Genomic DNA, 23,205 nt, shown 5'->3' with positions numbered 1-23,205 from the left:
TTGGAGCTTTTTAATGTGTGGAATTATTGGAATTCTTGGAAAGAGGTGTGTTACGTCCTTTTTGGTTGAGGGGTTAAAACGTCTTGAATATAGAGGGTATGATTCATCTGGGGTGGCAACAGTCCATAATGGGCATCTTTATCGTGTACGTGCTGAGGGGAAGCTTGTTCATTTAGAAGAAAAATTAAAAAAAACACCTCTGGAGGGAAGTTTAGGGATTGGTCATACCCGTTGGGCTACGCATGGAATTGCTGTTGAACGCAATGCGCATCCCCATGTGACTGAAAAGCTTGCGATTGTTCATAATGGTATTATTGAAAATTTTGTAGAACTGCAAAAGGAACTCATAGAGGATGGTTGTATCTTTGAAACAGAGACGGATACGGAAGTTATTGCACATTTAATAACGCGTGCATTAAAAGATGGTCTTTCTCCGCAAGAAGCCATACGTACCAGTTGGAAAAGGCTGCAGGGGGCTTTTGCTATTGCTCTTATTTTCGAAGGTGAAGATAACCTTATGATTGCGGCTTGTTCTGGTCCACCTCTGGCAATTGGTTATGGAAAAGATGAATTTTTTGTGGGTTCAGATGCGATTGCTTTGGCACCATTCGTTGATTATATTAGCTATATGGAAGATGGGGATTGGGCTGTTCTCACACGGGAGGGTGTTACAATTTATGATGCTAACAACCAACCGGTAAAACGTCCTGTGACGACATTACTCGAAGGGGCTTTATTGATTTCTAAGGGTAATCATCGTCATTTTATGCACAAGGAAATGTTTGAACAACCTGAAGTGATTTCTCATAATTTGGCGCATTATCTTGACCTTGGAAATTATGTCGTTAGACCGCTTGAGAATTTGATTGATTGGAAAAATATTCATCGGCTTCTTTTTGCGAGTTGTGGAACGGCTTATTATTCAACCTTAGTTGCGCGCTATTGGTTTGAGAAATTTGCCGCTTTAAGTGTTGATAATGATGTTGCTTCGGAGTTTCGTTATCGTGAACCTCCTATAACGTCTGATGTGTTATCGCTGTTTGTTTCTCAATCTGGTGAGACAGCTGATACATTGGCTTCTTTGCGTTATTGTCGTGAGCGGGGTGTAAAAACAGCAACAATTGTGAATGTAGAGCAATCAACAATGGCAAGGGAGGCTGATTTTATTCTCCCAACACTTGCCGGACCGGAAATAGGTGTTGCTTCAACAAAAGCTTTTACCTGTCAATTGGCAACGCTTGCTTCACTCGCTCTTAGTGCTGCTAAACAACGTGGCTATCTCTCGGCTCAAATGGAAAAGAAACTGGTTCAACAGTTGGCAGAAGTTCCACGTATTTTAAATGAGGTCTTAAAATTAGAGAGAAAAATTGAATGTATTTGTCGTGATTTGGTGAATGCAAAAAGTGTTCTTTATCTGGGACGTGGAACTTCTTATCCGATTGCTTTGGAGGGAGCTCTTAAACTGAAAGAGCTTTCTTATATTCATGCTGAAGGTTATGCGGCAGGTGAATTAAAGCATGGACCAATTGCTCTGGTAGATGAGACAATACCCGTTATTGTTGTTGCACCTTATGATCGGTGGTTTGAAAAAACTTTTTCTAATATGCAAGAAGTGGTAGCGCGTAATGGTCGTATTATTTTAATAACCGATAAAAAAGGAGCAGAGGTGGCTTTTCTTAAGACCTTATCAACGATCACTTTGCCAGATGTTCCAGAATTTATTTCTCCTATTATTTATGCACTCCCTGTTCAGTTAATCGCTTATCATACGGCTGTTTTATTAGGAACAGATGTTGATCAACCCCGTAATTTAGCAAAATCAGTTACGGTTGAATAAAAGTATATTTTTGAATCTTTTGAAGAATAATCAAGTGTAAGAAATTGATTTATAATAAAGCTTATTTTTCCATTTTTCTCTGTTGAACGAGAATGCTGTAGACAGTTTTTTTCTTTCTCAATCCTTTACGATAAAACAAAAAATATCTTCTTACCTATCAAAAAATGGATCAGCTATGTGAATATAATGGTAAAAAAGACACAATATTGCTTCTACTGTTTTAATGCAGTTGATTTGTTATTCGTTCATGAAGCATAAAGATGGTAAGAGACTGCGTAGATCATTTATGGGTAATTCTAAGAAAAAACCATATTTGAACAGAGAGATATTTAAGTTTTTTATTAGAGGGTCTTTGTTATCCTGCTCGTAAGAGGCGTGCAGCATCGTTGTGTCCGAAAAGATAAAGGAGCAACCGTAAAGCTTGTCCTTGCTCAGAAGAAAGATGAGGATCGTGTTGTAAAAATAAACGAGCATCTTTTCTTGCCATTGACAAAAGATCGCTATGAACAGCAAGGTTTGCTATATGAAATTCTGGGACTCCGGATTGTTTTGTACCTAAAAGCTCTCCTTCGCCTCGTAGGCGCCAATCTTCTTCAGCGATTTCAAAACCATCTTCTGTATTGCGGATAATATTAAGGCGTGTTGCTGCTGTTTTAGTCAGTGGATCTTTATAGAGCAAAATGCAGGAAGATTTTTTATCGCCTCGTCCTACACGTCCACGTAATTGGTGCAATTGTGAAAGGCCAAAATGTTCCGCGTGTTCGATGATAATGATCGAAGCATCTGGAATATCTACTCCCACTTCAATGACTGTGGTTGCAACTAAAATACGTGTATTTCCACATTTAAAAGATGCCATAGCGGCTTCTTTTTCTGCTGTAGACATTTTTCCATGGATCATACCAACGTGTGCTCCAAAGCACTCATGGAGAAATGCAAAGCGGTTTTCAATTGAAGTGAGATCAAGAGCTGTCGATTCCTCCACTAAAGGACAAATCCAATAGAGCTTCTCTCCTTTTTCTAATGCAATTGCGATTCTCTCTATAAGCTCATGAAGACGTTTCAAAGAAAGCGTTGCTGTTGTAATGGGTTGTCGTCCCATTGGTTTTTCGGTAATTTTAGATACATCCATATCACCAAAAGCTGTTAAGACAAGTGTGCGCGGAATGGGCGTGGCGGTCATAACCAGCATATCAGCTTTATTACCTTTTTCTGTAAGAGCGATACGTTGATGGACACCAAAACGGTGTTGTTCATCGATAATGGTTAAAGCGAGATTATTATAAGTAACACTGTTTTGTATGAGAGCATGGGTTCCGATGACAATAGAAACTTGACCTGACAGAATATCATTCACGATATTTGTCCGCAGTTTCCCTTTTTCTCGTCCTGTTAAAAGCGTTGTTTGTAATCCGACCTTTTCGGCAAGAGGAGCGATGGTGGCAAAATGTTGCCTAGCAAGCACTTCAGTTGGTGCCATTAAAGCTGATTGTCCTGAATTTTCAGCAATTTGTGCCATTGCCATCAATGCAACAACAGTTTTTCCTGCGCCTACATCACCTTGAAGTAGTCTTAGCATCGGTTCTGGTGAAGCAAGATCATTTGCGATATCTTCTACTGCTTTTTTTTGTCCGGTTGTGAGTTGAAAGGGGAGGATATTGAGCAATTTTTTAGTATAAATTCCTGTTGATGGTCGAGAAGTGCCAACAAGAGATTTAGTTTTCAAACGCACGAGTCCTAGTGCCAATTGACAAGCGAGCAATTCATCATAGGCAAGACGTTTGCGTGCTGTACTTTCTAAGGATAGATCATTGGGGTTAATGGGCGCATGGATACGGCGTAAAGCAACAGAAAAAGAAGGAAAATTTTGCTGCTTTTTTACATTTTTATCTATCCATTCTGGTAGAAGAGGAATAAAATCAAGAGCGTTTTGTATGGCGCGTCTTAGTGTCTTTACAGTTAGTCCTGCAGTAGAGGGATAGACAGGTTCGATGAGAGGTATCTGATTTGATTGTTCGCTTGGGGCAATATAGTCTGGATGCGCCATTGAAAGCTGTCCATTAAACCATTCAACTTTTCCTGATATAATGACTTTTTTTCCTTCGGGGAGTTGTTTTTTTAGCCAAAGAGGTTGAGCATGAAAAAAGACTAAATTTATTTTTCCTGTGTGATCATGGGCAATAACACGATAGGGAATTCGGTTGTGACCACGGGGTGGTGGTTGATGCTGATCGATGATAATTTCGAGCGTAACAGTATCTCCTTCTTTTGCACAAGTAATGTTGGGACGCATTCTGCGGTCTATAACGGAATGGGGCATTAATTGAAGAAGGTCAATAAGGGTTGCTTCGCGTTGTGTGGGATTAACATCTAAGAGTTTGGTCAATAAACCATAGACTTTAGGTGTAATACCAGAAAGAGTTCGGATAGAATTAAAAAGTGGGGTAAGAAGACTTGGAGGCATGAGCAAATTTAACCTGCCCTTTTTGTTTTTTCTAGACCTTTAGAAGAGCTTTTTGGGGATAAAGTCATAAAGAGCAGGTTGCTTTATTTACACATTGAACTTTAGGAAGAGAAATTAATATTTAAAGAAAAATACAATTAAATGGTCAAAAATTAAAGTGCTTAGATGAGGTATATTGTTTTTCTTTTTATTTTAGGTGTTTATTTGCTGTGAATAGAAGCATTTTCTTGATAGAACTCTCTTATAAATATTAATAAAATTGGGATATTGCTCCTATGTAGGATGATGAATTTATAGCTTTAAAGTTTGATGATAAACAGAAGTTTTTTCTTTTATAAGGGCTGCTGTTTAGCATTTATTTTGTAGTGGGAAATTGTGAGAGTGGTAAAAAATAAAATGCAAATGCAAGAGAACAAAAATTCTCTTCCTCGCTTTATTCATTTGAGAGTGCATTCAGCTTATTCCTTGCTCGAAGGGGCTTTAAAAATCCCCCAAATTATTCAACAGACGATTTCAGATCATGCACCAGCGGTTGCTATTACCGATACCAATAATTTATTTGGTGCTTTGGAATTTTCACAGCATTGTCTTTCTCATGGGGTCCAACCTATTATTGGTTGTCAGCTTACTGTTGATTTTTGTGATGAAAATGATCATTCACGTTTGGCTAAATGGCGTAATCCTTCTGATTTTTGCTCTATTGTTCTTTTGGCAGCTAGCGAAACCGGTTATGCTCATTTGGTTCGTCTTGTGAGCCGTGCTTATCTTGATAAGTGTGATACTGATCCTCCTCATATTAAAGCTGATTGGTTGTCAGAACACAGTGAAGGAATAATCGCTTTAACGGGTGGAAAGGGAGGACCTATTAATCTTTCTTTGGCGGAAGAGAAAAAAGAACACGCTGTTGAGCGCTTAATTTATTTGAAAAAATCTTTTGCGGATCGTCTTTATGTGGAGTTACAACGGCATGGCTCTTATGACCGGAGTGTAGAAGCTGATCTTATTGAATTGGCTTATGCGCATGAAATTCCTCTTGTTGCAACGAATGAAGCCTTTTTTCTGAAAAGAGAAGGGTATGAAGCGCATGATGCGCTGATGGCTGTTTCAGAAGGACAAATTGTCTCTAATCCAGATCGCAAACGTGTGACGCCAGATCATTATTTGAAGTCACAAGATGAAATGGTTACACTGTTTTCTGATCTTCCAGAAGCTTTGGAAAATAGTGTTGAAATTGCATTGCGTTGTCATATTGCCTCGCCTCTTCGAAAACCGATATTGCCTCGTTTTATAGAACAATCTGTTAATTCAGAAACTACTTTAGAAATAGAAGATAGTGAGTTGTTAAATCAGGCTAAAGCTGGTTTGAAGATGCGGCTTGAAACAATAGGGTTGGCTGAAGGGTATACGATTGCAGATTATGAACAGCGGCTTGATTATGAAATTTCAGTTATTACGCGTATGCAATTTTCTGGATATTTTCTTATCGTTTCAGATTTCATAAAATGGGCAAAGGTTCATGACATTCCCGTTGGACCAGGACGGGGTTCTGGTGCTGGTTCACTTGTTGCTTATGCATTGACAATTACTGATGTGGATCCCTTGCGGTTTTCTCTTCTCTTTGAACGTTTTCTCAACCCAGATCGTGTTTCGATGCCAGATTTTGATATCGACTTTTGTCAAGAGCGGCGCGAAGAAGTTATTCAATATGTTCAAAAAAAATATGGACGTGATCAAGTTGCTCAAATTATTACCTTTGGTAAGTTACAGGCACGTGCAGTTTTGCGTGATGTGGGGCGTGTTTTAGAAGTTCCTTATCGTCAGGTGGATTATCTTACAAAATTAATTCCTGCCACACCAGGAAGCCAGGTAGAATTAGCTGATGCTATTAAGGATGAACCTAAATTTGAAGAGGAAAAGAAAAAAGATCCCGTTGTTGGCCGCGCATTAGATATAGCACTTCAGTTGGAGGGACTTTATCGTCATGCTTCAACTCATGCTGCTGGGATTGTTATCGGAGATCGTCCACTTTGGGAGCTTGTCCCGATGTATCGTGATCCTCGTTCTGATATGCCTGTTACACAATTTAACATGAAATATGTGGAACAGGCGGGGCTGGTAAAATTTGATTTTCTTGGATTAAAAACGCTTACTGTTTTGAAAATGGCAGTCGATTTTGTTGCCAGAAAGGGGACTAAAATAGATTTATCAAATATTTCTCTGAATGATGAAGCAACCTATGCTATGATGGCACGTGGTGAAACGGTTGGCGTGTTTCAGGTGGAAAGTTCTGGTATGCGCAAGGCGTTGATTGGAATGAAGCCAGACCGTATTGAAGATATTATTGCGCTGGTTGCACTTTATCGTCCAGGTCCAATGGAGAATATTCCAACCTATAATGCACGCAAACATGGGGAAGAGGAAATTTCTTCTATTCATCCTAAGATAGATCATCTGATTAAAGAAACACAAGGTGTTATTGTCTATCAAGAACAGGTGATGCAGATTGCTCAGGTTCTTGCTGGCTATTCGCTTGGAGAAGCTGATTTACTACGTCGTGCTATGGGGAAAAAAATTCATGCTGAAATGCAAAAACAGCGTACGCGTTTTATCAATGGAGCTGTTGCAGGTGGTGTGGATAAAGATCAAGCTGATATTATCTTTGATCTTTTAGCAAAATTTGCCGATTATGGTTTTAATAAATCGCACGCTGCTGCTTATGCAATTGTTTCTTACCAAACAGCTTATATGAAAGCAAACTATCCCGTTGAGTTTTTAGCTGCTTCAATGACATATGATATGACGAATACAGATAAGCTCAATGATTTTCGGCGTGAAGCATTAAGGTTGGGTATTGAAATTATTGCACCTTCTATACAAACATCTCATCGTGTTTTTGAGGTTGGTGATAACTGTATTTATTATTCTCTTGCTGCCATTAAAGGTGTGGGAGAAACTGTTGTAGATCATATTGTTTCTTGTCGTGGGAATAAGATTTTTAAGGATTTGGAAGATTTTTGTGCGCGTGTTGATCCTCGTATTGTTAATAAGCGTGCGATGGAAAGTTTAGTTTGTGCTGGTGCTTTTGATTGTTTTAACATTGCACGTGAGGTTTTATTAGCCAATCTTGGAACCCTTCATGCGCGTGCACTTCGTATTCTCGATGACAATTCTAGCGGGCAGGTTGATATATTTGGAATGGCAGGCGGATTAAAAGAACCATTGATTTTATCGCAAACAACCCCTTGGTTGCCGGCTGAGAAACTTTATCGAGAATTTCAAGCTATAGGTTTTTACTTTTCCGCGCATCCTTTGGAGGAGTATCAAGTTATTCTGGACAAAAAACGCATTCAGACTTGGGGTAATTTTGCCAATGCCGTTAAAGGGGGAGCAACAGCTGCACGGCTTGCTGGAACTGTTGTGGCAAAAAGCGTGCGCAAAACAAAATCTGGTAAAAAAATGGGAATTATTCATTTTTCTGATACAAGTGGACAATATGAAGCAGTTCTCTTTTCTGAGGCACTCTCGGATTATGAAGAGATGCTAGAACCCGGAAAATCTTTTATTATTACGGTGAGCGCAGAAAATCGTTCTGAAGGAGTTAGTTTGCGAATTGAAACAATTCAGTCTTTGGAAAATGAATCATTACAACAGCATAAAATGATGCGTCTCTTTATAAAAACAGTTGATATGCTTCCACAAATTGAACAAAATTTAAATCTTGGGGGGAATGGAGAGGTTGGGCTTATTTTAATTCAAGAGGATGGATTGCGAGAAGTCGAAATTGCGCTTCCTAAGCGATATAAGGTAAATTCACATGTCGCAAATGCTATGAAATTAATTCAGGGTGTTGTTGATGTAGAATTGAGTTAAAGAAAGATTAAAGATGGGAGCTGATTTTGAGTGGTGTTTTTGCTTTTAGGAGAGCTAAAAATTGAGCTTTTAAAATCGGATTGTAGATTTCGAAAAATATTGCGTTTATTTGAGTAAATTATGATATTTTTTTAGTGTCATAAAATTAAAAAAATCTCGTTCTTTCGTAATATTCAAAGTGCCGGAAGAATTTTATAAGTTTTTATCATTATTTTTTATAGAATTCATCGCATCATACATGTAAAGCCAATTGAGATCTGACATAATGCTCTCTGGTGTACGAATTTTCATCATGAGATTGCGTGCAATTGCTATGGGACCGGTTGCGTGATAGGCTAATCTATTGAAATCTGCGCGTTTTTTTACTGCTGCAATACGGGGGGTGCGTATTGTTTCGTAAAGCGAAAGCGCTTTCGTTAATGAAAAATCTTTCAATGAAAGTGCTTTTGCTAATGTGGCGGCATCTTCGATTGCCATAGCGGCACCTTGTGCTGCAAAAGGTAAGGCAGCATGTGCGCAATCGCCAACAAATACTTGTTTCTCTAAACCGATAAAACGATTTTGTTTCATTTGAAAAAGTGGCCAATAGCTCCATTCATCAATATGATCGAAGATTTGTAAGATTTTTGAATTCCAATCTTTAAAAAGAGATTTGAGTTTTTCTTTATCTCCTTTATGGGCCCATCCTTCTTTTGAATTTTCTCCATGCGTAATGGCGACAAAATTAAAAATTTTTTCTGATGATTGAATGGGGTAGACAACAAGATGATTTTTTGGTCCCATCCAAGCCGTAATTGTCTTCATATTTTGCAATGAAGAACGAAAGTTTTGAGGAAGATTATCAGATGTTGTTGTTGCACGCCAAGCAATAAAGCCACTAAAATTTGCTTTTTCATGAAAAGGAGATTGTTGCCGTAATGTTGACCAAACGCCATCACATCCGATCAGGAGGGGCGTTGAATAAAGCTGTTCTGTTGCCGTATCTGTTTTTATTGTCGTGATTTTAATGTTGCTTGCAGATTGGGTAGAAGATACAATCGTTTCGCCTGCTTTGTATTTGATCAAAGGATTTTCAATCACTGCATTATATAAAATTTTTTGTAAAGCCGCGCGGTGAATCGTCAGATAAGGGGCTTTCCAATATTTTTCTGTTAGATTAATAAGATGAGCCCGTAGATGTATTTTTAAAGATAATCCATCTTTTAACTCAAAAAAATGTGGGATTGTCGCGACTTCAGAGAGTTTGTTAAGAAGTTTCCAGCGAGCAAGAATAGATGTTGCATTTGGTGTCAGTTGAATACCAGCGCCTATCGTTTCAAGTTGTTTACACTTTTCGATAATGGTGCTTGCAATTCCTTTATGAGCGAGTGCTAAAGCGGTGCTTAAACCAGCAATTCCTCCCCCAACGATGATGGGTGATTGTTCTACAAATGATTTCATATTAAACAAGCAGAATTAAAAGAGTAGTTATTAAGAAAGCCAAAAAACGCAATTATAATAGCTTTTCTGGATTATATAAGCATCCTGTTGGGTTTGTTTGATTGTATGATAGTGAGGGAACATAACGATAAAGGGTTGAGCAGTAAGGGCAAATTTTTTCATCTGCTGTTCCCATGTCGATAAAGATATGAGGATGATCGAATGGTTGTGTAGCGCCTACACACATAAATTCTTTCACACCAATTTCGATTGTTTTATATCCAAGGTCATTTTGAAAATGAGGAATGTTGTGATCAGACATGGTGTACAAACTCCAGAATAAATTTTCTCATCAGCTATGATTGGGCTCTTCTATTTTATAGGCGTGAGTTTGTAATAAAGCGTAGAATAATGCAAGCTGCTTTTTAAGACAAATTTCTCTTCTTTTATGCTATATTAGAATAGTTGTCTTACTTTTAGTACTTTGCGCATAGCAATAATTCCAAGTATTTTAAAATATTAAATGGAAAAATGATGAGGGAAGTTAGGCATTGATATATTATTATAATTATAACATATTATCAAATATTATGTGAGATATTTCATCAGGGATTTTAGAAAATGTAAAAGAAAATTATTTAGGATATATGGAACAGAGGGTGGTAGATAAAATTTCTATATCGAATATAACAATGAAAAATCCGGTACGGTTTATTAATCGAGAGTTTTCATGGCTACAATTTAATAATCGTGTTTTGATGGAAGCGGCTAATTCGAAACATCCTTTATTAGAACGTCTACAATTTCTTTCTATTTCAGCTGCAAATCTTGATGAGTTTTTTATGGTTCGTGTTGCAGGACTAGCAGCTCAAATTCGTGCTCGCGTTACAGCGTGCAGTGCAGATGGGCACACTCCACAGGAACAACTTGATATTGTATTAGCTGAGATTTCAAAGCTGCAGGCTCACCAACTACGAGAATTGAATGTTTTATGTGATGAATTAAAAAAGAATGATATTGAAATTATTTGTTCTGATGATCTTTCAGAAATTGAAAAGTCATGGCTTGAAAAATATTTTCTTGAGACAATTTTTCCTGTTTTAAAACCTTTGCCTGTTGATTCTACTCATCCTTTTCCATTTATTCCTAATTTAGGGCTTTCTATTGCGCTTCAATTGTCTGGAGAAACTGATCAGAACTCACACACAGTGTTGTTGTCTATTTCAATGCTTTTAAGGCGTTTTATTCTTCTTCCTCAAGAAGGCAATCATTTTCGTTTTATTGCATCCGAAGATGTTATTTGCCTTTTTATTAAATATGTATTTCCTGACTATGAGGTTAAAGAAATTGGTACATTTAGAGTAATCCGAGATAGTGATATTGAAGTAGAAGAAGAAGCTGAGGATCTTGTTCATTTTTTTGAAACTGCTCTTAAAAGGCGGCGCCGTGGGCAGGTTATTCGAGTTGAGTTTGACGCAAAAATGCCAGAGAGTTTACGCCAATTTATAGCGAATAGTCTCGCTGTTCCTGATAATTGTATTAATGTTCTTGATGGATTTTTAGCGCTTAATACGGTATCAGAAATTGTTTCTATTCCCCGTGATGATCTCAAATTTATTCCTTATATTTCTCGTGTTCCAGAATGTATTCGTGAACATAAAGGAGATTGTTTTGCGGCTATTCGTGAAAATGATATTGTGATTCATCACCCCTATGAGACATTTGATGTTGTTGTCCAATTTTTACGTCAAGCTGCTTGCGATCCTGATGTTGTGGAAATCAAACAAACACTTTATCGTACATCAAATGATAGTCCAATTGTTGGCGCTTTGATTGAAGCAGCTGAACAGGGAAAGTCTGTGACTGCTTTGGTAGAACTTAAAGCACGTTTTGATGAGGAAGCCAATATTCGTTGGGCCCGGGATCTTGAATGTGCTGGGGTTCAAGTTATTTTTGGTTTTATTGCATTAAAAACGCATGCTAAGATGTCATTGGTTGTGAGACGTGAGGGAAAACGTCTTCGCTCTTATGTTCATCTTGGGACAGGAAATTATCATCCCATTAACGCTAAAACTTATACCGATCTTTCTTTTTTTTCCACGGATGATGATATCGCTCATGATGTTGCGTTATTATTCAATTATATTGCGCAATATGAGCGTCCAAATGAAACAATGAAGATTGCTTTTTCACCCTTAACATTGCGTGGTCGTATCTTAAAGCATATTGAGGGAGAAATTGTTCATGCACAACAGGGAAGGTTTGCTGCTATTTGGATGAAAGTTAATGCATTGGTTGATCCTGAAATTATTGATGCTTTATATCGTGCCAGTCAAGCAGGGGTGCAAATTGATTTGGTTGTGCGGGGGATATGTTGTTTACGTCCTGGTATTCTAGGAATTTCAGATAATATTCGTGTAAAATCAATTGTCGGGCGTTTTCTTGAACATAGTCGCATTTTTTGTTTTGGGAATGGTCAAGATTTGCCTAATGAAAATGCACTCGTTTACTTAGGCTCTGCTGATATGATGCCTCGTAATTTGGACTATCGTATTGAAATATTGGTTCCAGTTTTTAATAAAATAGTGCGTCAAAAAATTCTTTTACAGATTATGTTAGCTAATATCATTGATAATCAACAAAGCTTTGATATACTTAAGAATGGAACATCAAAACGTATTACACCGCAGATAGGTGAAAGTCTATTTAATGCGCAGGAGTATTTTATGGCCAATACAAGTTTTGCGGGGGAAAATGAGTCTTTTGAGTCTTCTGTTTCGCGCTTGGTTGCGTTGCATCGGCAACAAGCCGAAATACATAAAGACTAAAATCCAATGACATATAGAGATGCTCAAGGTCGGTTAAAAGGGCGTAAGCCTGTTGCTGTTATTGACATTGGCTCAAATTCTGTTCGGTTGGTTATTTATGAGGGGCTTGTTCGATCACCAACAGTTTTATTTAATGAAAAGATTCTTTGTGGTCTCGGTCATGGTGTGGCGAAAACAGGATTTTTAGAAGAAAAATCGATGAAAATGGCGTTGCAAACACTGAAACGGTTTCGTACGCTTTGTCGACAGATTGGGGCAGATGAGGTCTATACTTTAGCAACAGCGGCAGCACGAGATGCACAGAATGGCGTAGCATTTATTCAGCATGCTGAAGATATTTTGCAAAATAAAATATATCTTCTTTCAGGAAGTGAAGAAGCTATGTATTCAGCATATGGAGTTGTGTCTACTTTTTATCAACCAAAAGGTATTTCTGGGGATCTTGGTGGTGGAAGTCTTGAGCTGATTGATATTGATCATTCTGATGTTGGTGAAGGGATAACGCTCCCATTGGGTGGTTTAAGGCTACAGTATATGTCAAATAATGATAGTGCTGTAGCTAAAAAAATTGTACATGAGCAATTTTATAAATCGTCTGTTGTTCGTACTCGTAAAGGTATAGCACGTTATTTTTATGCAGTAGGGGGGACATGGCGTAATTTGGCAAAACTCCATATGGCAATGAAACACTATCGGCTTCCTGTTATGCATGGCTATGAAGTTGATGCTGTTGAAATGGAGAACTTTTTACGTCTTGTAGCACGTGGCAATATTGATAATATGAGAGGGATTGCAGCGGTTTCTCAGAACCGTCGAAAACTTTTATCTTATGGGGCAATAGTTCTTATTGAACTCATTCAGTGTATGGAGTTTGAAAAGATAATCTTTTCTGGTGCTGGCGTTCGTGAAGGTTTTCTTTATTCACGATTGCCGCAGGCGATTCGACTTTCAGATCCTCTCATTGCAGCATGCACAGAAATGGCTATTTTACGGGCACGTTCACCAAAACAAGCAGAAGAACTCATTGATTTTACGACGAATGCTTTTGAAGTTTTTGGAATTTCAGAAACGGAAAATGAATGCCGTTATCGTCAAGCCGCTTGTCTTCTTGCGGATATTGGTTGGCGTATACATCCAGATTATCGAGGCAATGAAGCAGCAAATCAAATAGCTTTAGGATCTTATCCAGGAATTTCTCATGAAGGGCGCCTTTACGCGGCGCTTGCTGTTTTTTTTCGCAATACGAGTTTATTGGTTGATAAAGAATCTCTTCCCATTTTTCAATTAGCAACTCAAAATATAATTGAAAAAGCACGTATTCTTGGCGAAACTATGCGTATTGCTCATCTTTTCAGTGCTTCTGTTGCAGGAATTTTACCTCATTTATTGTGGCATAGAAAAGCAGATCATATTATCCTGCAGATCCCAAAGAATTACGCTGGATTATTAGGAGAACGTCCTTTTGGACGATTACAGAAGTTATCAAAAATAATAAAACAACCTCTCGCTTTTGAAATTTTTTGATTTTTTTCCTAATTTATTCGTGTTTTATGTCTTATAATATAGGGCTATTGACGAGGGATAAACTAGGTAGCCTATCATCATGAGCTGAACAATAGGACTTGTTCCATAACGCGCCCATGCTAGACACCACGCAAAGCATTTGTTAATGCCTGAGCATTCATAAAAGAAAACATAATTTTTTATTCTGTTATTTGCGTCACAGGATGGATTTTTCACTTCATAAGCTTCATGTGAAAATGAAAAGTTTTGTCCATTTTTACGTGAAAAGGTTTTCTTTTTATGCTGCGTCGTTATAATGTTTCTGTTTAGCTTGCTCGATTATCTTGATAAGATTCGATTGTAACCAACGCGATAAAAAACAAGTTTTAAAGATTTTGGGAGAGATCCATTGGTTACATGACGCTGGAATGTTGAAATACTCATATGAAACAGTTTTGCACTTTTACGGTCTGTCAAAAGAATATCATTTCAGTCATTATAAAATCCTTTCAATATAAAAAATAGAAATAAATCATAACTATTTATTAACCATGATTTTTGAATCCTTTGAAAGGTGTTTAATTTATAAAAAACAGCGCTTTATCATATAATTTCTTATGTGAAAATTTATGAGTCTTATTGAGATGAAATGAGAGAATCTTACGATATTCGGAGGTCTAATTCAATATAAATAACGCTAGATTATCGTTAGAAATCAATATATTGCTTTTGTTAGGTATTTTAGTTGTTATGCTGGCTTGTTTTTGATTGTTAGATTGCAATCTCGGTAGTTTTTTAATATGATATGGTGACGTGAGGCATTATATCTTTGTTTGTTCCTATTTCTAGGCTGCTATTTTTGTAATGAATGCGCTTTTATATCAGAACTTTTTCTTTTCAAAACTTTTAAATAAGGAGCTGTTTGTTTTTTTAGATTATTTTTAAAGGGATTGCTATTTGATTGACCTGATAAAGATTTAGCTATCATTTTAATAAGAGTTTACTATTTAATTTTTTAACTTTGTCAGAAGTAGGCTTTATTTATCCTATTTCCGTTGGCCTATAGGGTATACCAATTGATGTAGATAATGAGTAGCATATAATGGATTTTTCAAAATGAAAATGTAAATTAAAGCTGTTTTGTGTTTATTTTTCCATCGTTACAGTAAAACCCTATCTGGCCCTTTAGCAGTTGTTCGGCTTTTTGACCAAATATTTCATAGCGCCAGCCATTCATAGCGGGAATATTTTTCTTTATTCCTCCATTGGCAATTTTTTCTAAATCATTAGATGTTGCAATAATTTTAGGGGCAATGCTGTTTTCATTTGCAACAATTTTTAATAACACTTTGAGCAGATCGATAACAGCGGCTGTCGTATCATTGAGTGGATTATGTTTAGGAATGGGGGGTAAAGTAGAAAGATCTACCTCTAAGCCTTCGTGGACAGCTTTGATTAATGATTGAGCAATTGAGAGTTTATCCCAATTCTTATTAAGACTGCGCAACCGTTTTAATGCAGATTCATCTTTTGGTTGTTGGGTTGCTATTTCTATAAGACATTCATCTTTTATGATATGACGACGTGGCATATTGTATTTTCGTGCTTCACGTTCCCGCCAAGCTGCTATCTTTTGTAATACAGCAAGTTCACGTGGCTTTTTAATTTTTCCTTTCACTTTTTTCCATGCTTCATCTTCTGGCATATCATAGGTTTTAGGATTTAAAAGGATTGTTATTTCATCGTTCATCCAGTGAGCACGTTGATTTTTTTCTAACCTTTTTTTCAATAACAGGTAAACATCTCTTAAGTAAGTTACATCGGCAAGTGCATAGAGCAGTTGTTTTTCAGACAAAGGGCGGTAACTCCAGTCTGTAAAGCGGGAGGATTTATCAAGATGATGCCCCGTGCAGCGTTGTACAATTTGATCATAGGAGATAGAATCACCAAATCCACAAATTGATCCTGCTATTTGCGTATCAAAGAGAGGGGAAGGAATAACACCTCCAAGATGATAAATTGTTTCAATATCTTGGCGCGCAGCATGAAAAACTTTTACAACTTTTTTATCGATCATAAGGTCAAAAAAAGGTTGTAAATCAATATTTGGTGCTATGGGATCAATCAAAACTGTGACATCTGGTGATGCGAGCTGGATTAAACACAGTTGAGGCCAAAAAGTTGTTTCGCGAATAAACTCAGTATCGACTGTTACAAAATCAGAGGTACGTAGAGCGTTAAGTGCAATTTCAAGATCTGTTGTTTGTGTAATAAGATTCATCATTTTATTATAATTCGATAAATTAAATTTGTGCTTTATTGACTTTATTTCTGAGTTTTTATTCTCATATCTTGACAAATGGTTATTAAAAAGCGTTTGTAGCGCATGTGAATATTATAATCAAAGGCAAAAAACATGCACCGTTATCGCAGTCATCATTGTGCGGCTCTTCGTAGATGTGATGTAGGAACACAAGTTCGTCTTTCGGGGTGGGTTCATCGTGTTCGTGATCATGGAGGAATTCTTTTTGTAGATTTACGTGATCATTTTGGAATCACACAAATTGTTGCTGACCCTGCTTCACCAGCTTTTAAATTTATTGAAAAAGTGCGTTCTGAATGGGTTATTCGTGTGGATGGGGAGGTATGTGCTCGTTCTGATGAGGTTATTAATGCAACGCTTCCAACAGGTGAGATTGAAATTTTTGCACAAGAGGTAGAAATTCTTTCAAAATCTGATGAGCTTCCTTTACCGGTTTTTGGTGAGCCTGATTATCCAGAAGATATTCGATTAAAATATCGTTTTCTTGATTTGCGTCGGGAGACTATGCACAAAAATATCATGCGTCGGACTGAAATTATTGCGGCCATGAGACGGGCTATGCAAAATAATGGTTTTACGGAATTTACGACGCCGCTTTTGACAGCTTCATCGCCGGAAGGCGCACGTGATTTTTTGGTTCCAAGTCGTGTTCATCAGGGAAAATTTTATGCGCTACCGCAAGCGCCACAGCAATATAAACAGTTGTTGATGATGTCAGGTTTTGATCGTTATTTTCAGATTGCTCCATGTTTTAGAGATGAAGATCCAAGGGCCGACCGTCTTCCTGGTGAATTTTATCAATTAGATGTTGAAATGAGTTTTGTTGAGCAAGAAGATGTTTTAGCAACTATGGAACCTATTATGCGTTCTATTTTTGAAGAATTTGCAGATGGAAAAACTGTGACACAAAGCTTTCCTCGCATTTCCTATGATGAAGCAATGCGAAAATATGGTTCTGATAAGCCTGATCTACGTAATCCGATCATTATGGAAGATGTTTCTCAGCATTTTTATAATTCTGGTTTCAAAGTTTTTGCTCAAATTTTAGCGAATGATGAGAATGCACAAGTGTGGGCTATCCCAGCTAAAACGGGTGGAAGTCGTGCTTTTTGTGATCGTATGAATGTATGGGCACAAGGCGAGGGGCAACCAGGACTCGGCTATATTTTCTGGCGTGAAGAAGAAGGAAAATTTGAAGGAGCAGGGCCTATCGCCAAAAATATTGGTGAACAGAGGACTGAAGCAATTCGTATACAGCTTGGACTTGAAAGTGGGGACGCCTGTTTTTTTGTAGCTGGCGATCCAAAAAAGTTTCCATCTTTTGCCGGAGCAGCACGCACAAGGGTAGGGGAAGAATTAGATCTTCTTGATAGAGATAGTTTCTCTTTGGCGTGGATTGTTGATTTTCCATTTTTTGAATGGAATGAAGATGAAAAAAAGATTGATTTTGGACATAATCCTTTTTCCATGCCTCAAGGGGGAGAAAATGCTCTTGCCTGTCAAGATCCTCTTACTATTAAAGCCTTTCAATATGATCTTGTTTGCAATGGTTATGAAATTGCATCAGGTGGAATTCGTAATCACTTACCAGAAATGATGCTTAAAGTTTTTGAACTTGTAGGACTTTCTAAGGAAGTTGTGAAAGATCGTTTCGGTGGTCTTTATCGTGCATTCCATTATGGGGCTCCGCCACATGGTGGCATGGCTGCGGGAATTGACCGCATCATTATGCTGTTGCAAGGTGTTAAAAATTTGCGTGAAGTTGCTTTATTCCCTATGAATCAACAGGCGCTTGATCTTTTGATGAGTGCTCCGTCTGATGTTTCTCCTACACAATTACGTGATTTAGGAATCCGCATGGCTCCTATTCACAAAAATAGCTCATAAAGTTGATAATGGATTGTTTTCATCTTTTCTACGTAGAGTGAAGTTTTGATGCCTCTCAAGAGCCATCGGTGTGTGTGTACTGTTTGTGAAATTTAGATAGGCAAAACGCTATTGTTTAATTTTTTACGAGGCATTTTTATTCCTTGTTTCTATAGTGGCTCTTCTCCTTGTGATAGGTGAGAAAATAATTATGATTGCTTGGTCATGAATAAATTAGAAATAAAAGAATTCTATAATATTCGAGAGTCTCATTTTAGTTGAAAAAAATGAATTATCTTTATATGTCAATATATTATTTGTTTTTTATTGAAGTTTTTACAACGTTGTAGCAGAGAATTGTGTCTCTTCGTTTTTATGAGAATAATGTGATTTTCCATTCTATGGACTTACTCTGAAAAGTTTAAATTTCATAAGTTTTGAATATTTTTTAGTTTTTCATAGAAAAACTGAATGTGGTTGTTATACAATTTATCTTTATAATAAAAGATGATGTTTGAAAGGTGCTTTTGTCATTCCAGAAAAGATGAAATAACTCTTTGTGGGCAGTTAAATTATCGTCGAATTTGACAAAGCTTTCAATAAATTACTTAGGACAAGGGAGGAAGGACATGTATAAATTTTTCAAATTGATATAATTTTCTGTTCATGTTCTAATTGCAGCGTTTGTTTTTATGTAATTGACTTTTAATAAAAAAGCCGACTCATAGAAGCTTTCATTAAATAAATCCTATAAAATAATTTCTTATTATTGTGGGAATTGTTGTTTTAATACTATGTCTGATAAAATGAATTTACCTTTTGATAAAGAACATATTGAACCAATAGAATTACGTTCTGCTTTACAGGAACGTTATTTGGCTTATGCACTTTCTACGATTACACACCGTGCATTGCCTGATGTGCGTGATGGATTGAAGCCTGTCCACCGGCGGATTGTTCATGCGATGCGTCTTCTCAAACTAAATCCTGGACAGTCTTATGCGAAATGTGCGCGGATTGTTGGTGACGTCATGGGAAAATTTCATCCTCATGGGGATTCGTCTATTTATGATGCCTTGGTGCGCTTGGCTCAAAATTTTGCTGTTCGTTATCCGTTGGTTGATGGGCAAGGCAATTTTGGTAATATTGATGGTGATAATGCTGCTGCCATGCGTTATACGGAAGCACGTATGACTGAAGTGGCTGCATTGTTACTTGAAGGAATTAATGAGAATGCTATTGATTTTCGTTTAACCTATAATGAGGAAGATGAAGAGCCTGTTGTTTTACCAGGAGCTTTCCCTAATCTTTTAGCAAATGGTTCTTCTGGTATTGCTGTTGGTATGGCAACATCTATTCCCCCCCATAATGTTGCTGAGCTTTGTGATGCAGCACTCCATTTGATTGCGCATCCCGATGTAAATGATGAGGAATTAAATCAATTTGTTCTTGGTCCTGATTTTCCGACGGGGGGAATTTTAGTTGAACCTAAAAAAAGTATTGAGGAATCCTATCGTGTTGGGCGTGGATTTTTTCGCTTGCGTTCACGTTGGCATCAGGAGCCTGGTAGCCGTGGTTCTTATGTGATTGTTGTGACTGAAATTCCCTATCAGATTCAAAAGTCACGTCTTATTGAAAAAACAGCAGAGTTATTGCTTGCACGCCGATTGCCAATGCTTGAGGATATCCAAGATGAATCAGCAGAAGATATCAGAATCGTGCTGGTTCCTAAAAATCGGTCGGTTGATCCGGAGCTCCTCATGGAGTCTCTTTTTAAATTGACTGACTTTGAAGTAAGATTTCCCCTTAATCTGAATGTTTTGTCTTTGGGAAAAATACCTAATGTCCTTTCTTTGCGAGAAAGTTTGAAGCAATGGCTTGAACATCGTCAGGAAGTGCTTATTCGTCGCTCTCATTATCGGCTGGATCAAATTGATAGCCGATTGGAAATTCTTCATGGATATCTGATTGCCTATTTAAATCTCGATGAGGTCATTCAGATTATTCGTGAAGATGATGAACCGAAAAAGAAGCTGATTAATCGGTTTGAATTAACAGAAAATCAAGCTGAAGCTATTCTTAATATGCGCTTGCGTTCTTTGCGTAAGCTTGAGGAATTTGAAATTCGTAAAGAATTTGAAAGTTTGAAAGCTGAAAAAGAAAAGCTAAAGAATTTGTTAGCTTCTCCTATAAAACAGTGGAAAATAATTTCAGAAGAAATCAAAAAAGTTCGAAACACTTTTGGTCCTGAAACACTCTTGGGGAAAAGACGTACGACGTTTGAAGAGGCACCAAGACATGATCTTGATGATATTCAACAAGCAATGATCGAAAAAGAACCGATTACTATTGTTATTTCTGAAAAGGGGTGGATGCGCGCTTTGAAGGGACATTTGACCGATTATAAAGCACTTTCTTTTAAAGAAGGAGACAGTTTAAAGTTAGCCTTTCCAGCATTTACGACCGACAAGATTGTGCTGATCAGTACGGGGGGGAAGTTTTTTGCTATTGGTGCAAATAATTTACCTGGAGGGCGGGGACATGGTGAACCTATTCGTCTCTTAGTTGATATGGATGATGAGCACGATGTTCTCACAGCTTTTGTGCATCACGCCGAGGAAAAATTGCTTTTGGTTTCATCTCACGGTAATGGTTTTATTGTTTCTTCTGCAGAAGTGATCGCCAATACACGAAAAGGAAAGCAAGTGATGAATGTGAAAGCTCCTGATAAGGTAAAGCTTTGTGTTCCGGTAAATGGTGATCATGTTGCTGTAGTCGGTGAAAACCGTAAAATGCTTATTTTTTCTATTGAACAAATACCAGAAATGAATCGCGGTAAGGGTGTTCGTTTACAGCGTTATAAAGAAGGTGTTGTTGTTGATGCCAAGACTTTTAATTTATCAGAAGGCTTAAGTTGGCAAGATACAGCTGAACGAATCTTTAACCGTCAAGCTGATGATCTCATTGAATGGATGGGAATGCGTGCGGGCGTCGGGCGTTTGGTTCCAAGAGGATTTCCAAAATCAGGAAAATTTATCAATTAAATGTATTTTATACACGGGAAAGTTCCCTATGGTTTTATGATTGTGTAAGATATTAATTTATAAAGATAATTTATTATTTTTATATTGAACGAAAAACCTAAAGCGTAAGTTTTTTCTATTTCGATCTTGTTCAGGTTAAATCAATCAAAACTGTTTTTTAACATTACAGCATTTATAGGTGCTGTCGTGAAATGATTTGATATTTCGAGAGTTGTACCTTTAAACAAACAATGTGAATGTTTAACACAAGAGTGTTCTATTTGGAGATGTTTTATTTTGTCTGATAGGTTTATCTTCTTATTGTTCAAGAGAGATGTTATTAATCTTTCGTAGTAATATTTATTCGTTAGGATTACTATGATATTGCCTAAAAAGATGACCACGTTCAGCCCATAAGACGAGAAGTATGGCAGTGAGACTCAGAAAGAAAAATCCTGCTGAGTTTGGGATGGTTGTTTCATCAAATTGTTGGGCAATAAAAAAGCTGAGTCCTGCACCGATAGATGTTTGAAGAAAGCCGGATACAGAAGAAGCTGTTCCAGCAATTTCCCCCACAGATTCGAGAGAGAGTGTATTGAAATTGGCCATAATGCCACCGCAGGCAAACATCAATATACAGAATAACAGCATGTAAAAAGCAAAAGGAAGGATACCATCTGTTAAGATAGAGCCAATAAACCATACACATGAAGTGATACAAAAGAGCAAAAGCATAGTATGAGCAATACGCCGCATTCCAAGGCGTCCAACGAGTTGAGAGTTCATGAATGATGAGAAAGCCTGAAATGCAGCACCAACTGCAAAGGCAATAGGGAACCAAAGTCCTAGATTATAGATCCCTTCATACGTTTGTTGTGATGTATTAACGGCGGTAAAGATACAGCCTAAAATAATCGAAGTTGCTAGTGTATAGCAAAGTGTTGTGCGATTGGTTATTACAATCCATAAATTATGTTTGACTGAAGAAAAGGAAAGAGAGCGTTGCGCATAAAGAGTTTCCGGCAAGCGGAATTGAATCCAAATCATCAACCCGAAACCAATCATTGCCATGAAAATAAAAATATATTGCCAATGTCCGAGCTGTAAAATGATCTGTCCTGTTGCGGGACCAACCATTGGTGCAACAAGAAAAACCATCATAACAATAGACATAACTTCTGCCATTTTTCGACCACTGTAAAGATCACGTACGACGGAAACTGTAAGAACCCGCATAGCAGCTCCTCCAATACCTTGTAAGATACGCAAAATAAGTAAAAGAGAAAAATCAGTTACAAAGGCACAGCCAATCGCCGTAAATGAATAAAAAGCAAGACCAATAAGAATAAGTTTACGTCGTCCATACCTATCGCTTATTGGACCGAAAAATATTTGAGCAATACCATAGCTAATAAGATAACTCGAAATGATATAATGTTGATCATTTTCATTGAGAACATTTAAACCATCTAAAATATTAGGCATAGCTGGCAGCATAATATCAACAGCTATAGCGTTAATAGCCATGAGCGAAGCAATAAGAATAACAAATTCTTTATAGCCAATTTTTTTTCTAATCGCATCACTATGCGTTTGTTCATCGACTGAATACGACATATGGCATCCTTGAAATAGAAATTTCGTCTGAAAACAGCTCTTTTTAAGAGTCTGAATAAAATGAAAGATACCTATGATTGATTACAGGGAATATTTTTTTCTTTCAAAAGTTCCTGTAACTCATTGTTTTGAAACATCTCTTTAACAATATCACAGCCTCCGACAAATTCACCCTTGATATACAGCTGTGGAATTGTTGGCCAATTTGAGTAATCTTTAATTCCTTGACGCAATTCGTTAGAAGTTAAGATATTAATTCCTTTATAATTCAATCCTAAATAGTCAAGGATTTGAACAACTTGTCCTGAAAACCCGCATTGCGGAGCATCAGGTGTTCCTTTCATGAATAAAATGACGTCGTTTGTTTTAATCTCGTTGTCAATAAAATCATGAACAGTGGTCATTTTTATCCCTCGATATTTCAGATTTTTATAAGTGTGTAATTTATATTCATA

General features: G+C 37.3%; 12 protein-coding genes and 1 pseudogene. 6 read left to right on the top strand and 7 right to left on the bottom strand.

The genetic code is table 11. The features are described from left to right. Positions 1 to 13: 13 nt before the first annotated feature. Entirely contained in the window at positions 14 to 1,837 is a 1,824-nt protein-coding gene (glmS, locus tag ACFIL2_RS05765) for a glutamine--fructose-6-phosphate transaminase (isomerizing) (protein ID WP_375636832.1), read from the top strand. A gap of 355 nt (positions 1,838 to 2,192) precedes the next feature. Here glmS and recG read toward each other — a convergent pair whose 3' ends face one another. After that, a complete protein-coding gene (gene recG / locus ACFIL2_RS05760; protein WP_375639859.1) occupies positions 2,193 to 4,301 on the bottom strand; it encodes an ATP-dependent DNA helicase RecG in 2,109 nt (702 codons plus the stop codon). 402 nt (positions 4,302 to 4,703) lie between these two features. On the opposite strand from recG, the gene dnaE reads away from it, so the two are divergent. Then, positions 4,704 to 8,171: a DNA polymerase III subunit alpha gene (gene dnaE / locus ACFIL2_RS05755; protein ID WP_375680623.1), complete on the top strand. Its 3,468-nt coding sequence runs from the start codon at positions 4,704 to 4,706 to the stop codon at positions 8,169 to 8,171. A 192-nt stretch (positions 8,172 to 8,363) separates the two neighbouring features. On the opposite strand, the gene ACFIL2_RS05750 is transcribed toward dnaE, so the two are convergent. Further along, complete coding sequence (locus ACFIL2_RS05750) at positions 8,364 to 9,611, bottom strand: FAD-binding protein (protein WP_375680600.1); 1,248 nt, start codon at positions 9,609 to 9,611, stop codon at positions 8,364 to 8,366. A 52-nt stretch (positions 9,612 to 9,663) separates the two neighbouring features. Next, positions 9,664 to 9,912, bottom strand: a complete 249-nt coding sequence (locus ACFIL2_RS05745; RefSeq protein ID WP_375617781.1) for a zinc-finger domain-containing protein — start codon at positions 9,910 to 9,912, stop codon at positions 9,664 to 9,666. Positions 9,913 to 10,237: 325 nt separating this feature from the next. On the opposite strand from ACFIL2_RS05745, the gene ACFIL2_RS05740 reads away from it, so the two are divergent. Both ACFIL2_RS05740 and ppx read left to right on the top strand, forming a co-directional pair. Further along, positions 10,238 to 12,418: an RNA degradosome polyphosphate kinase gene (locus tag ACFIL2_RS05740; RefSeq protein ID WP_375617782.1), complete on the top strand. Its 2,181-nt coding sequence runs from the start codon at positions 10,238 to 10,240 to the stop codon at positions 12,416 to 12,418. A 6-nt stretch (positions 12,419 to 12,424) separates the two neighbouring features. Then, positions 12,425 to 13,942, top strand: a complete 1,518-nt coding sequence (gene ppx, locus ACFIL2_RS05735) for an exopolyphosphatase (protein WP_375617783.1) — start codon at positions 12,425 to 12,427, stop codon at positions 13,940 to 13,942. Positions 13,943 to 14,219: 277 nt separating this feature from the next. Here ppx and ACFIL2_RS05730 read toward each other — a convergent pair. Both ACFIL2_RS05730 and rnd read right to left on the bottom strand, forming a co-directional pair. Next, positions 14,220 to 14,404 (bottom strand): annotated as a pseudogene (locus ACFIL2_RS05730) (DNA-binding protein). A gap of 646 nt (positions 14,405 to 15,050) precedes the next feature. Further along, the gene (rnd, locus tag ACFIL2_RS05725) at positions 15,051 to 16,205 is read right to left on the bottom strand and encodes a ribonuclease D (protein WP_375617784.1); all 1,155 of its coding nucleotides are present in this window, start codon (positions 16,203 to 16,205) and stop codon (positions 15,051 to 15,053) included. A 132-nt stretch (positions 16,206 to 16,337) separates the two neighbouring features. Here rnd and aspS point away from each other — a divergent pair, with 132 nt between their 5' ends. Continuing rightward, complete coding sequence (gene aspS / locus ACFIL2_RS05720) at positions 16,338 to 18,131, top strand: aspartate--tRNA ligase (protein WP_375680599.1); 1,794 nt, start codon at positions 16,338 to 16,340, stop codon at positions 18,129 to 18,131. Positions 18,132 to 18,904: 773 nt separating this feature from the next. Beyond that, positions 18,905 to 21,154 (top strand): DNA topoisomerase IV subunit A, encoded by a 2,250-nt coding sequence (gene parC / locus ACFIL2_RS05715; protein WP_375680598.1) that lies wholly within the window; start codon positions 18,905 to 18,907, stop codon positions 21,152 to 21,154. A 339-nt stretch (positions 21,155 to 21,493) separates the two neighbouring features. Here the strand turns inward: parC and ACFIL2_RS05710 are convergent, their stop codons facing one another. Further along, positions 21,494 to 22,750, bottom strand: coding sequence for a multidrug effflux MFS transporter (locus ACFIL2_RS05710; protein WP_375634474.1), 1,257 nt, complete (start codon positions 22,748 to 22,750; stop codon positions 21,494 to 21,496). A gap of 71 nt (positions 22,751 to 22,821) precedes the next feature. Beyond that, complete coding sequence (gene grxD / locus ACFIL2_RS05705; RefSeq protein ID WP_015856495.1) at positions 22,822 to 23,154, bottom strand: Grx4 family monothiol glutaredoxin; 333 nt, start codon at positions 23,152 to 23,154, stop codon at positions 22,822 to 22,824. Positions 23,155 to 23,205: the final 51 nt, after the last annotated feature.

This window comes from Bartonella sp. AP30XZML, assembly GCF_042195945.1.
Classification (GTDB): domain Bacteria; phylum Pseudomonadota; class Alphaproteobacteria; order Rhizobiales; family Rhizobiaceae; genus Bartonella.
Note: the sequence above shows the minus strand (reverse complement) of the source record. Positions and strands in the feature narration are given on the sequence as shown.